The organism is Streptomyces vietnamensis (assembly GCF_000830005.1).
Classification (GTDB): domain Bacteria; phylum Actinomycetota; class Actinomycetes; order Streptomycetales; family Streptomycetaceae; genus Streptomyces; species Streptomyces vietnamensis.
In genome coordinates, this window is sequence record NZ_CP010407.1 from 1,472,136 (window position 1) to 1,485,128 (window position 12,993).

The following is a 12,993-nucleotide window of genomic DNA, read 5'->3' on the forward strand; positions in this document are numbered from 1 at the left end:
CCACTCACCCTCCCGAGGGCAGGCCGGTCCGGGGAGCCGTCGTGAGGTGGGCCCCGACCCGCTTCACCATCAGCGTCATCTCGTAGGCGACCTGGCCGACGTCCGAGTCGGCGTCCGCGAGCACCGCCAGGCAGCTGCCGTCGCCGGCGGCCGTGACGAAGAGGAAGGCGTCCTCCAGCTCGACGACCGTCTGGCGGACCTTGCCCGCCTCGAAGTGGCGGCCGACGCCCTTGGCGAGGCTGTGGAACCCGGAGGCCACGGCCGCCAGGTGCTCGCCGTCCTCGCGGGTCAGTTCCTGGGAGGCACCGGTGGGGAGTCCGTCGCTGGAGAGCACCAGGGCCTTCCGGATGGACCCGACGCGCTGGACGAGCTCGTCGAGGAGCCAGTTCAACTCGCCGTTTCCGCGTCCGTTTCCGGAGGTCGTGCTGGGTGCTGCGGCGTTCGGTGCGGTCATCGACCGTCCCCCTCGGGTGTCGTTCCTTGTGCTGTCGGATCGTCCGGCTCTGTGCTGTCCCGCCGGCCGCGCTGCCAGCCACGCTGCATGGCGGCCATGCGCGCGCGTACCTCCTCGGCGTCGCGCTCGAAGGAGTCGGGTCCGTCGGACGGTGCTCCGGTGCCCGTACGGGCGTCGGCGCGGGTTCCCGTACCGCGGCCGGCCGGGCCCTCGGTCTCGCGCAGCTGGGGCGCGAGGCTGGCCTGGCGGACGCGGCGGGGCAGCCCGCCGAACGGATCAGGGTCCTCCGGCGGCACGGAACCCTCCGGCGGCACGGAGCCCACCGGCGGCACGGGACCCTGCGGCGGTACGGGACCCTGCGGCGGTACGGGGACGAGGACGGGACCCGCGCCCGGCAGGAGGCCCCGCCGGTCGTCCTGCGGGAAGTCCGGCCGGTGGTCCTGCGGGTGCGCGCGGTCGGGCTGCGCGTGGGCGTCCGGCTCGTCGAGGCGGCGGCCGTGGTCCACGACGAGCGTCGGGGTGCGGCGGCGCGGCAGCTGTACGGGGCCGTGGAGCGTGCCGTCGGCGGGCGCGTCCTGGCCCGCCGTACGGTCCTTGGCCTGCTCGTGCTGCTCGCCGGCCGGTACGCGTCCGGTGCGGCGGCGGTCGCGGGGCCGGAAGAGGCCGCCGCGCTCGCTGTCGCTGTCGAGGAGGTCCGCGGACCGGTCGAGGAGGACGTCGAAGTCCTCGGTGCCGAGCGGAGCCTCCAGCTCCACGGGGCCGTCAAGGGGTTCGGGCGCCTCGGCCACGTCGGGGACCTTCGCGAGGGCCGGCCTGCGGAGGGGCAGGGTGCCGCCGTCGCCGGCCGCGTCGCCGGTGTGCCCCGGGCGCTCCAGGGTCTTGCGGTCGAGCCGGAATCCGGCGCCCTGGGTCTCGGGCGCGTCGGTGAGCAGCGCGGCCGGGATGAAGACGACCGCGGTGGTCCCTCCGTACGGGGAGGTCTGCAGCGAGACCCGGACGTTCTGGCGCTGGGCGAGGCGGCTGACGACGAAGAGGCCGAGCCGGTCGGTGTCCGAGAGCTCGAACTCGGGGGTCTCGGCGAGCCGGAGGTTGGCGTCGAGCAGGGCGTCGGGGTTCATGCCGAGGCCGCGGTCGTGGATCTCCAGGGTGAAGCCGTTCGCGACCCGCTCGCCCAGGACCTGGACGGCGGTGTGCGGGGGCGAGTACACCGTGGCGTTCTCGAGGAGTTCGGCGATGAGGTGGGTGAGGTCCGCGACGGCGGGGCCGCCCACGCCGAGGCGGGGCAGTCGGCGCACCTCGATCCGCTCGTAGTCCTCGACCTCGGCGACGGCGGCGCGGACCACGTCCATGAGCTGGACGGGCTTGCGCCACTGGCGGGAGGGGGCGGCGCCGGACAGGATGACGAGACCCTCGGCGTGGCGGCGCATGCGGGTGGTGAGGTGGTCGAGGCGGAAGAGGTCGGCCAGCTCGTCGGTGTCCTCCGTGCGCCGCTCCATGGTGTCGAGGAGGGTCAGCTGACGGTGGAGCAGGACCTGGTTGCGGCGGGCGAGGTTGACGAACACCTCGGAGACGCCGCGGCGCAGTTCGGCCTGCTTGACGGCGGCCTCGACGGCGGCGCGCTGGAGGGTGTTGAGGGCCTGGCCGACCTGGCCGACCTCGTCCTCCCCGTACTTCAGGTGGGGCACCTCGGTGCCGACGTCGACCTGTTCGCCGGCGGCGAGGCGGCGCATGACGCTGGGCAGCCGGACGCCGGAGACCTCCTGGGCCTCCTTCTGCAGGCGGCGCAGGTCGCGGATGAGCGCGCGGCCGATGCGGAGGGAGATGACGATCGAGGCGATGAGGGCGAGGAAGCCGAGGACGCCGGCGATGCCGACCTTGAGGAGGACGCTGTACGCGGCGGGCTTGACGCGGTCCTGGTAGCGGTCGCCGGCGGCGGTGTTCTCGCGGGCCAGGTCGTCGAGGACGGGGCTCGCCTGGTCCTGCCAGCGTGCGGCGGTGATGGCGCGCGGGCTGCCGGTGGGGCCCTCTTCGACGATCGCGTTCTCGGCGGTGCGCAGCGGCAGGGTCCTGGGGCTGCGCCAGTACTTCTCGAAGTGCTCGCGCTCGGCGGTGGGCAGGAGTTCGAGGTTGACCTCGTAGAACTGCTCGCGGTTGGCGACGAGGTCGGAGATCTCGCGGATCTCCTCGCTGGTGACGCGGTCCGCGACGAGGGCGGAGAGGACGAGGGCGTCCTCGCGGGAGAGCAGTTCACGTGCGCGCGTGATGCCGACGAGGGCGCGGCCCTGCTTGTCCATCTCCACGTTCTCGAGGGCGTGGAGGGTGATGAGGAAGCTGTAGCAGGGGTCGACGAGCCGGTTGTAGAACTCGAGGGCCTGCATGCGGCCGATGTCGCGGTTCTCGACGGAGCGGCGCAGCGAGGCGAGGCCGTCGAGCGCGTCGAGGAGGGAGTTGAGCCGCTGGGTGGTGACGGGCCGCATGGTCTCGCGTACGCCGGGGTCGGCGGCGTTGGCGCGGATGCGGGCGATCTGCCGGTCGGTGGCGCTGCGGGTCTCGCGCAGGGAGGCGAGGGCGTCGGAGCCACGGGGGTCGGCGAGGTAGATGAGGGACTGCCGGCGTTCGATCTGGATGACCCGGGCGGTGTCCTCCAGGGGGTAGCCGACCTTGTCGACGATGTAGCCGACGTCGAGGAGCTGATCGGCCTCTCGGCCCGTCAGGACCGTGGCGAAACCCCACAGTCCGGTGAGGGAGACGAGCGGTACGAGCAGCAACGCCACGATCTTCCTGCGGATGGACTTCCCGCGAAAGCGCATGGCCTCCCCCAGCTCGGCCCCCGTGCGTCGCGGGGGTCCTTCACGTTCGTGACGTCCGGCGTCAACACGCGGCGTCAACCTTGAATTTCAACAAACGGCGGCGCGAGCCTACTACTGCATCACGGCCATCCCGAAGGCGTGTCCGAGCTATTTTCAGCCTGTCGAGTGAGCGTTGATCATGAGATGTCCTGGTATTACGGGAGTTGGGATTGGCCACTGTGGCGCAGGACACCTTGCGATGTGCCCTTTCTCCGGCCTGCACGGATGGCTGGAACTGTTCGTTCCGCCGAGACCTGTGGTGCGTTGCTCCCCACCCGGGCGAAACCTTTTCGCTCTCTCGTGCGTCAATACGCACGGGGAGGGTTCTGTCCGCGTAAAGCCGCTCAAGACGGGCAGCCGACCCTGGAGTCGTTCAGTGGTGGGGAGTGACAGGACAATGGAACACGAGGCGCGGCCGGCCCGGCAGTTGTGGGTGGAGGACGAGCGGGGCCGGCGGCGGATGCCCGATCCGGTGCGCAACGCCGCCGTGCGGGCCGTGATGATCACGTCGGTGACACTCATCCAGGCCGTGGTGGCCTTCTACTGTTCGGTCGCGGGCGCGTGGCTGGCGTTCCCGATGACCGTCACCGCGGTGGCCTCGACCGTCGTGGCGACCTGGAGCGTCCTCGACGTCTGGATCACCCGTCAGGTGTGGCGTCAGCGCAACGGCGTGGTGTCGGAGCCGAGCAGCACGGCGCGCCCGCCGATCCGGGCGCGGCGCGACGAGGGCCGGGCGGAGACGACGCCGCTGTCCGAAGCGGCCTGAGCAACGACGCTGAGTGGCCCGGCCCCCTCTGAGAGGGGGCCGGGCCACTCGGCGTCGTGCGACGCACTCCTACGGGGTGTCCGGCTCGTCGGACTGGTGGCGGCGGAACATCCGCGTCGCCGTGATCTCGCCGTGGATCGCCTCGCCCTCCCCGCCGGGCTGCGGCAGCCCGGGCCGCAGGTGCTCCTCCACGCTGATGTACTTCAGTCCGGCCCGCAGGTCCGCGTCGTTGCGCAGCCGGATCACCAGCGGGAACTCGGCGAGCGCGGTCGTGTCGAACAGGCCCGTCGTGTAGAGGAGCTGGACGCCCAGCGCGTCCGACACGGCCCGCTGGAGCTCCAGGAGGTACGTGGCGTTGGCGCGGCCGATCGGGTTGTCGAGGAACAGCGTGCCCGCGTGCCGGTGCTTGTCGCGGCCCCGGTCGTTGGAGCGGAGCGCCGCCATCGTGCAGTACAGGGCGATGGCCGCGGTGAGCAGCTGGCCGCCTGAGAAGACGTCGCCCATCTGCCCGACGGGCACCCGCTCGGCGCGCAGCACCGCGTCCGGCTTGAGGATCTCGACCGAGACGCCCTTGGGTTCGAGTGCCGCCTGGACGCCCCGCAGGAGCAGGGACATGCCGTCGCGCCGCAGGTCGGAGTTCTTCTTGACGGCGGCGCGGGTCGCCTCGTCGACGACCTCGCCGAGCCGCTCGGCGAGCGTGGCCTGGTCGGGCTCCTCGAAGCGGATACGGAGGAACTCCTGGCCCGACCACTCGCCGAGGCCCTCCGGGAGCCGGGAGAGCCGCTGGGCGGAGCGGAGCGTCGCGAGCGAGGACTCCACGAGGCCGCGCAGCCGGTCGACGATCGAGTCCCGGTTGCGCTCCAGCTGCTCCAGTTCGTCGGTGAGGACCCGCAGTCGGGGCGCGAAGGCCTCGGCCCACTTGGCGGCGTGCTCGGGCAGCGCGGACGCCGGCAGTTCGCGGATCTGCTGACGGGCGGGGGTGCGGACCTGCTCGTAACGGGTGGAGTTGGCGTGCCGGACGAGGATGTCGCTCGCCTCGCGCACGGCGGCGTCGGCGGCGGACAGTTCGGCGGTGCAGCCGCGCAGCGCGCGCCGCGCCTCGGCCGCCACCGTACGGGCCTCCTCCAGGGTTCCGCCGTACGCCTCGGTCTCCTCCCGCTCCTCGTCCGCGTGGTCGCGGAGGAGGTCCCGCAGCAGGGCCGCCGTCTCGTCGAAGCCGCCGGCCGCGTCCTCGGCGGCCCGGTGGTCCCGGAGCAGTCCGGCGTGGGCGGCGCGCGCCGCCTCCAGGGCGTCGGTGCGGGAGGCGAGTTCGCCGGTGGCGGTACGGAGCAGGGCCTGGGCCCGCTCGGCGTCGGCGGGGACGAGCTCCTCGGGCAGCTCGGTGTGCGCCTCGCCGTCCTCGGGGGCCAGGCGCTCGGCCTCGCCGCGGAGCCGGCCGAGCTTCTCGCTCGCCTCGGAGGCGCGGGTCTCCAGCATCTGGACCAGGGCCTCTGCGCGGGCGGCGGCGGCCTGCCGGGACGGGCCGTCGGCGCCGTCGGTGGACTCCAGGAGCTGTTCGGCGCGGGTGCGAACCTTGTTGGTGAGGCGGTCGAGCTCGGCGAGGGCTGCGGACTCGTCGCTCTCGGCGCGGGCCTGCTCGGCGCGCAGGTCGGCGCCGACGCCGACCTTCTCGTACACCTGGGAGGCCGCACGGTAGGCCTCGCGGAGGGTGGGGAGCGCGGTGCGGGGCGCGGCCGGGTCCTCCTCGGGGAGGGTGTCGGGGGCGCCGGCGATCTCGGCGCGCTCGGCCCGCAGGGCGCGGGCGGTGCGGTGGGCGTCGTCGGCGGCGCGCTGGGCCGCGCGCCGGTCCTCGTCGGCGGCGCGGGCGCGCTCCAGACAGGTCTGGGCACGGGCCTCGGACTCGGCGGCGTCGTCGGCGAGTTCGCGGAGCTTGGCCTGCCAGGCGGACCGCTCGCGCAGCCGGAACGCCAGGCCCGCGAGGGCGTCGGCGACCCGGCGGGCGCGCTGGGCGGCCTCCTGGCGCTCGTCCCGGAGCCGGGCGGCCTCGGCGGCGGCCTCGTCCGCCTCCGTACGAACCGTGCGGGCCTCCTCCAGGGCCGCGGCGGCGGCCTCGGCGGTCTCGCGGGCGGTGGTGGCGACGGACGCGAGCTCGGCGAGCATCCCGAAGGGGCAGTCGGCGCGCCAGGCGCCGATCCGGGACGCGAGGGCGCGGTCGCCGGCGAGGCGGGCGGCGAGGCCGCGGATCTCCTCGTCGCGGGCGGTCGCGCGGGCGCGCAGCGCGTGCCGCTCCTCGTCCGCCGCGTGCTCGTCGTGCATGGCCGGGTTCGGCGGGACGAGGAAGACCCCCGTGTCCTCGGCCGTCTCCTGGGCGGGTACGGGGGCGAGCAGGGCGGCGGCGGTGCCGACGGCGACGGCGGAGCGGGGCAGCAGGGCGGCGGTGCCGAGGACCTCGCGCGCGCGTCCGTACGAAACGGGGTCGGTGATCACGACGCCGTCGACGAGCTCGGGGCGGGCGGCGAGGACCCGGGCGTGGTCGGCGGGGTCCACGGCCTGGGCGAGGTAGCGCCAGCCGGGGAGGGCGGGGATGCCGTGCTCGCCGAGGTACTCGACGGTGGCGAGGACGTCGGGGCCGGGCGGCAGCAGGCCGCCGTCGCCGAGGGCGCCGAGGATGCGGGAGTCGTCGGCGGCGGCGGTGCGCAGTTCGAAGAGCCGGCTCTCGGCGGAGGCGACGGCCTGGTCGAGCAGGCCGCGCAGCTCGTCGGCGTACCGGTCGAACTCGGTGACGGTGAGCGGGCCCGACGCCCCGGCGCCGTCGCCGGCGCCGAGCCCGAAGGCGGCACCGGACGCGGCGTCCGCAGCGGGGTCGTCGTCCGCGGTGGAGCCCGTGCCCGAGGCCTCGCCGCCAGGGCCGACGGCGCGCTGGCCCGGGAGCGGGGAGCCGGAGGAGGACGGCAGGCTGAGCAGCTCGGCGAGGCGCTCCTCGGAGGCGAGGGACTCGGCGGCGCGGCGCTCCGCGTCGTAGGCGTTCCCGGCGGCCTCGGCGGCGTCCGCGGCGCGGGCGGCGGCGAGTTCGGCGCGGGACTCGGCGCCGGCGGCCTCACGCGCGCGCTCGGTCGCGGTGCGGGCGGCCTCGCGGGCCGTGTCCCAGGCGGCGACGGTCGTCTTCTCGGCGTCGCTCGCGGCGAGGGCGGCGCGGGCCGGGTCGGCGTCGGGGGCGGTGTCGTCGAGCCAGCCGGCCCGTACGGCCTCGGCGGTCTCCTGCTCGACCTCGGCGAGCCGCTGGCGCAGATGGCCGGCCTCGCTGCGGGCCCGCTGGGCCTCGGTGGCGGCGGCGGTGGCGTCGCGGTGGGCGGTCTCGCTCGCGTCCTGGAGGGCGCTGGAGCGTTCCTCCTCCTCCGCCGCGTGGCGCTCGCCCTCCTCGGCGGCGGCGGCGAGGGCCCGTACGAGATCGGCGGCGGCCTTGGCGCGGGCGGCCAGGGCGGGGGCGGCGTCGCGCTCGGCCTCGCGGATGGCGGCGGCCACGCGCGCGGAGCGGTCGCCCGCGGCCCGGTGGCGCAGCACCGCCTCGGCCGCCTGCCAGGCGGAGTGCAGGGTGCGGGCGTCGGTGAGTTCGCGGCGCTGGGCGGCGGCGCCCTTCTCGGCGGCGGTCAGCGCCAGGGAGGCGTGCCGGTAGGCGAGTTCGGCGGCGATCAGGGAGCTGCGGCTGCGGGCGGTCTCGGCCTCGGCGACGGCGTGCCCGGCGGAGGTGACCTGCTGGGCGAGTTCGGCGGCGCGGCCGCGCTCCTCGGCGGCGCGGGCGGAGAGCCGGCGGGCGAGGGTACGGGTGCGGCGCTCGGCGCCCGCGTGGACCTCGCGCGCGTGGGCACGGGTTTCGGCAGCCTCGACGATCCGGCCGAGGAGGTCGACGGAACCGGCCGTGAAGTCGCGCTCGGCGGTCAGTTCGGCGCGGCGGCCGAGCTTGTTGCCGAAGCCGCCGACGAGGTCGGCGAGGCCGTCGGTGTCGCGGGTGTCGGTGACGGCGCGCAGCAGCAGGTCGGTGAAGTCGGAGTCCTTCTTGACCGCGAAGAGGCCGGCGGCCTCGCCCTCGTCGGCGTTCATCTCGCGCTGGTAGCGGAAGAGTTCGGGGTCGAGGCCGAGGTCGCCGAGGTGCTCGTTCCAGCGGTCGTGGATCTCCTCCCAGACCACCTCCAGGTGCGGGTACGCCTTTCCGGCCTCGGTGAGCGCGTCGCGGAAGCCCTTCATGGTGCGGCGGCGGCCGGTCGCGCCGGAGGCGCCCTCGACGGGCGGGCGGACGGAGGTCGCCTCGGCGACGGGCAGGTTGTCCAGGCTGAGTCCGGGGCCGGGACGGAAGGAGTACCAGGCCTCGGCGAACTTCCGCGGGTCGTTGGAGACCTGGCGGCCGCGCCACTCGCTGGCCTTGCCGACGACGACGAGTTCGCCGGTGAGGGTGTGCTGCCATTCCAGGGCCACGTGGCCGCAGTCGTCGGCGAGGAGGAACTTGCGCAGCACGCCGGAGCTGGCGCCGCCGAGGGTGTTGCGGTGGCCGGGGAGCATGACCGAGAAGATCAGCTTGAGGAGGACGGACTTGCCGCCGCCGTTCTCCAGGAAGAGCACGCCCGCGGGGGCCGGGCGGCGCGGCGGGCCGACCGGCTCCTCCTCGAAGAACTCCGCCTGGGTGGGGGCGGGATGGGGCACGGGTGCGCCGACTCCCCGCAGGTCCAGGACGGTGTCGGCGTAGCGTGCACCGGCGGGACCGATGGAGTAGAGGCGGACCCGGGACAGCTCGTACATGCGGCGGACTCTCGTCGTCTCGTTCGGGTGGTGCGCGGGTTACGCGTGGAAGGGCAGGCCGGCGTCGGCGGCGAGTTCCAGGTCGTCGCCCTCGGGCGGCGGGAGGAGGGTCGCGGAGCCGTCGCTGACGGGGACGACGCCGAGTTCGAGGAGCTCGGCCATGGCGGCGGAGCCGGCCATGTCGCGGACCTGGAGCTGGTAGCGGGCGGTGGTGCGGTAGGAGCCGCCGCCCTCGTCGCCGGTGCGCTGGAGGAAGCCGGAGTCGGTGAGGAACGCGGCCGCCTTGCCGACGATGCCGGTGGTGGAACCGGCGAGGCGGCGGGCGTCCTTGGTGGCTCCGGTGGCGCTGCGGCGGGCGTAGGTCCGCCAGGCGGCCTCCAGGCCGGGGGCGTCGGAGGCCGGGTCGGTGTTCTCGCCCTGCTCCTCGGCGCGCTGCTCCAGGCGCAGACAGGCCTGGCGCACGAAGGCGTCGACGCCGTTGACCGTGAGCCGGCCGATGTACGCGTCGTCGGCGAGGTCCTCGGGCCGGGGGAAGGCCATGGCGGCGACGGCGAGGTGGGCAAGGCCGTGCAGGAAGCGGTCGGCGGAGTCCGTGTTGGCGCGGCGGGCGTAGTCGCCCATGCGGACGGCGAAGACGGAGTCCTCGCCCGCGGTGACGGCCATCCCCGCGCGCGGGGAGACCTCCAGGACGACGAGTCCGAGGCCGGTGGCGACGGCGTCGGCGAGGCGCGCGAAGGCGGGGTCCTCGCGGTAGCGGCGCAGGAGCTCGGTGTACTCGGCGTCGCGGGCCGGGAGCAGCTTGGGCTGGAGTCCGAACGAGACGAGCCGGGCCGCGTCGGCGGCGTCCGCGGGGGTGACGGCGGAGGCGGTGGAGGCGGCCGGGGGCTGCGGGGACTCCTGCTCGCTCCACGCGTCGGTGTACTCGGCGTGGGTTTCGCTCACGGCTGGGGCTCCTCGGTACGGCTCTCGGTCGGTACGGCGCGGGGTACGGGCAGCGGGACGGGGGTGACGGCGGCGGGGCGGGGGCGGTCAGCGGGCGCGGGCGGCTCGTCGGTGAGCCGCACGGCGCGCACGGCCGGGAGGTCCCGGCGCCGCGCGGGCGGGGTACGGGCCGGCTCCGGCACCGACACGGTCCCGAACCGGGGGCGGCCGGCGGCCGCTTCGCTCCGGGGCAGGGCTTCGTCGTCGCCCCGGACCCCGGTCGGCGGCTCCACGGGCACGGCCCGCAGGCGCGGACGGTCGCCCGGAACGGCCGGATCACCCGGGGCGCCCGGAACGGTCAGGTCGTCCTGGACGGCCTCGACGGCCTCCCGGTCCGGCTCGGGGACGGCCTCCGCGTCCGGCTCCGGAAGAAGCCCGGCGCCGGTCTCCCGTACGGACTCGGCCTGCGACTCCGGTACGGACTCGGCGGCAGGCTCCGGTACGGACTCCGGCTCGACCACAGGCTCCTGCTCCGGTACGGACTCGGGCTCCGGTACGGACTCGGCGGCGGGCTCCGGTACGGAATCCGCTCCCGCCACGGGTTCCCGCTGTGGTACGGCGGCGTCCGCCGGAACGGCGGGGGCCGGTACGGACGCGCGTACGGCATCGGTGTCCGGTGCCTCGGCGGGTACCGCGGTCGACGCCGGCGCAGCCGGGAGTGCGGGGTCGGCAGGGCTCGCCGGGGCCTGGGGGGCGAGGGTCACGAGGCCTCCGTGCGGTCCGCTGCCATGCCCGCCGCGTCGAGCAGCGCCGTACCGACGATCAGGTCGGCGCCGCCGAACTCGGGGTCGTCGAGCGGGGTGCCGTCGTCGACGGCGAAGAGGAGGCGCTCCTCGCCCTGGCGGTAGGCGGTGCCGACCGGGGGGCTCGCCGCGTGGACGGCGAGGAGGGCGACGAGGTACGGAAGGTCGGGGTCGAGGCGGCGGGCCTCGGCGAGCAGGCCGGAGAGGCGGCGCGGGGCGTCGTGCTCCAGGTCGAGCAGGCGCATGGCGCTCGCGAGCTGCTCCTCGCTGAAGCGGGAGTCGTCGGGGGTGGCGATGAGATCGGGCTCGGGCATCTCCGCACCGAGGTGCTCGCGCTCGACCGGCGGGGTGAGGAGCAGGTCGACGAGGTCGCCGAGGCGGACGGAGGCGGGGGTGCGCAGTCCGGTGCCGTGGGCGAAGAAGGCGTCGGTGACGCGGGTGGCCTGTTCGACGGGGAGCGGCAGGACGGGGGCGACCAGCTGTCCGTACAGGTCGAGTCCGGTGTACGCGGTGGGGGCGGCGAAGGCCTGGCGGTCCTGCTCGGCGCGGAAGAGCGGGCCGGCCTCCAGGAGGCGGGACTGCAGCTGGGTATGGCGCCGGATGCAGTCCTTGACTATGTCGACGAGTTCGGCGGCGCGCCGCTTGTGCTCGGCGGTCTTCGCGTCGGACGTGGCCTCGGCCTCGTCGCGGGCCCTGCGGATGTTGGTGAGGATCGCGTTCTCGTGGCGATAGCGGTCGGCCACGTGGTCGAGCGCCTCGGCGATCATGTCGGGGACGGTGTGGAGCCAGTCGACGGCGCGGACGTTGCGCCGGGTGGCCTCCAGGGTCTTGCGGAGGGTCTCGGCGTACTGCACGGTCCGGTAGCGCGCCTGCTCGGCGGCGAGCTGGGCGTCGGCGAGGCGGCCCCGGTTGATGAGGACCTCCAGCTTCACCTCGGCGGCGATCTGGGCGCTGGTGACGTCGGTGTCGAGGGCTCCGACCAGGACGTTGACCGCTTCGTCGGTGGTGCGGAGGTAGACCCCGCCGCCGTACCCCGGGACCTCTTCGATGAGCTTGAAGTCGTAGTCGCGGCGGACGTAGACCCCGTCGGTGCCGAAGGTGCCGTAGACGGCGCGGAAGCCGCGGTCGACGCTGCCGACGTTGATCAGGTTCTCCAGGACCCAGCGGGCCACGCGCTCGTGCTCGGCGGCGGGGCGGGTGGGGGCCTGGGCGGCGACGCGGGGCAGCAGTCGGGCGACGATCTGCTCGTGGTCGGCGCCGGTGTCGAAGTCCATGTTCAGCGTGATGAGGTCGATCGCGGCGAGGGCCACCTCGGCCATCGCGTAGACCGTGTACTCGCCGGCCAGATTGGCCTTGCGCGCGTCGAGGTCGTGCAGCGGGGCGGTGCACGCGAGCGCGCGGAGCCGCCGCGCGAGCCCTTCGTCGGCGGCCGGGCCCTGCGCGGGGCGCGGCCCCGCGCTGAGCTGGGGCGGAGCGAGGTCCGTCGAGGCAGGCGAAGTCACGGTGGACAGATTAGGTCCTCACCCTGACAACGGTCGAAACGGCGCAGATACGACCGGCCCTCTCGGTAGCCTCGTACGGGCTGTGCCGTCAGCCGGCGGGGTCCGCCGGATCGTCGACGGCCTGGGCGTAGGCGGCGGCCACGCGCGTGCGTGAGTCGTCGAGGTAGCGGGCGAGGAGCCGCTCCGCCGAGGCCCGTTCACCGGCGCGCAGGGCGTCCAGAATCTCCCGGTTCCTCCGGAGATAGGGCTCATGGAGTGCGCGCGGGTCGTCGACGACGTGGAAGGCGAGGCGGAGTTCGGCGAGGACCCCTCGCATCAGCTCGTCGGTGCGGGCGCTGCCCGCGAGGGCGACGAGCTCGCGGTGGAAGTGGATGTTGGCCGTGGAGACGCCCTTCCAGTCGCCGGCGCGGGCGGCGGCCTCGCCCTCGGCGACGGCGGCGGCCAGGCCGGCGACGGCGAACGGCGGCTGCCCCAGGCCCCGCACGACGGCGCACTCGACGAGCCGGCGGGTGCGGTAGATGTCGTCCACGTCACCGACGGCGAGGACGCGGACGAAGACGCCCCGGTTGAGCTCGTGGACGAGCAGGCGCTCGTGGGTGAGGAGCCGGAAGGCCTCGCGGAGTGTGTTGCGGGACACACCGAGGGCGCCGCCGATGCTCTCCTCGGAGAGCCGGGCGCCGGGCGGGAAGTAGCCCTCGGCGATCCGGGTGCGCAGGATGTCCGCGACCCGCTCCGCCGTGCTCGTGCGCCCGAGCAGTGCGCGGTCGTCCGCCAGTCCCCCGGCTCCACTCACGTCCACAGCGCCCCGTCCCTTCCGTCGTCCGCGGCCGAGTCAACCGCAGAAACCGGGAAGCGACAACACGCCTCTTGTCGGATCGTTCAACAATCCTCTACCTTGACGGCACCG

8 protein-coding genes are annotated in these 12,993 nt (G+C 74.9%); 1 reads left to right on the top strand and 7 read right to left on the bottom strand.

What is annotated here, in order from left to right; translation table 11 throughout:
* Positions 1-4 precede the first annotated feature (4 nt).
* Together SVTN_RS06375 and SVTN_RS06380 are read right to left on the bottom strand one after the other, a co-directional pair.
* Positions 5-454: a roadblock/LC7 domain-containing protein gene (locus tag SVTN_RS06375; RefSeq protein ID WP_041128171.1), complete on the bottom strand. Its 450-nt coding sequence runs from the start codon at positions 452-454 to the stop codon at positions 5-7.
* Positions 451-3,264, bottom strand: coding sequence for a sensor histidine kinase (locus tag SVTN_RS06380; protein WP_052499004.1), 2,814 nt, complete (start codon positions 3,262-3,264; stop codon positions 451-453). Before SVTN_RS06380 ends, SVTN_RS06375 begins: the two co-directional genes overlap by 4 nt.
* Before the next feature lie 436 nt (positions 3,265-3,700).
* Here SVTN_RS06380 and SVTN_RS06385 point away from each other — a divergent pair, with 436 nt between their 5' ends.
* Positions 3,701-4,069: a hypothetical protein gene (locus SVTN_RS06385; protein ID WP_245727458.1), complete on the top strand. Its 369-nt coding sequence runs from the start codon at positions 3,701-3,703 to the stop codon at positions 4,067-4,069.
* Between the two features lie 69 nt (positions 4,070-4,138).
* Here the strand turns inward: SVTN_RS06385 and SVTN_RS06390 are convergent, their stop codons facing one another.
* From SVTN_RS06390 to SVTN_RS06410, 5 genes are all read right to left on the bottom strand, one after another.
* Positions 4,139-8,860 (bottom strand): hypothetical protein, encoded by a 4,722-nt coding sequence (locus SVTN_RS06390; protein ID WP_041128174.1) that lies wholly within the window; start codon positions 8,858-8,860, stop codon positions 4,139-4,141.
* Between the two features lie 39 nt (positions 8,861-8,899).
* Positions 8,900-9,802 (bottom strand): membrane protein, encoded by a 903-nt coding sequence (locus SVTN_RS06395; protein WP_041128175.1) that lies wholly within the window; start codon positions 9,800-9,802, stop codon positions 8,900-8,902.
* Positions 9,799-10,545 (bottom strand): hypothetical protein, encoded by a 747-nt coding sequence (locus SVTN_RS06400; RefSeq protein ID WP_041128176.1) that lies wholly within the window; start codon positions 10,543-10,545, stop codon positions 9,799-9,801. The genes SVTN_RS06395 and SVTN_RS06400 overlap by 4 nt, the downstream gene beginning before the upstream one ends.
* Positions 10,542-12,086 carry a hypothetical protein gene (locus SVTN_RS06405; RefSeq protein ID WP_041128177.1) on the bottom strand — a complete coding sequence of 515 codons (1,545 nt, stop codon included), beginning with the start codon at positions 12,084-12,086 and terminating at the stop codon, positions 10,542-10,544. The genes SVTN_RS06400 and SVTN_RS06405 overlap by 4 nt, the downstream gene beginning before the upstream one ends.
* An 88-nt stretch (positions 12,087-12,174) precedes the next feature.
* Positions 12,175-12,885: a GntR family transcriptional regulator gene (locus tag SVTN_RS06410; RefSeq protein WP_052499005.1), complete on the bottom strand. Its 711-nt coding sequence runs from the start codon at positions 12,883-12,885 to the stop codon at positions 12,175-12,177.
* Positions 12,886-12,993 lie beyond the last annotated feature (108 nt).

Bases quoted from the DNA above. Each gene is read 5' to 3' on its own strand.
- SVTN_RS06375 (WP_041128171.1), bottom strand. From the start codon at position 454: ATGACCGCACCGAACGCCGCAGCACCCAGCACGACCTCCGGAAACGGA.
- SVTN_RS06380 (WP_052499004.1), bottom strand. From the start codon at position 3,264: ATGCGCTTTCGCGGGAAGTCCATCCGCAGGAAGATCGTGGCGTTGCTG.
- SVTN_RS06385 (WP_245727458.1), top strand. From the start codon at position 3,701: ATGGAACACGAGGCGCGGCCGGCCCGGCAGTTGTGGGTGGAGGACGAG.
- SVTN_RS06390 (WP_041128174.1), bottom strand. From the start codon at position 8,860: ATGTACGAGCTGTCCCGGGTCCGCCTCTACTCCATCGGTCCCGCCGGT.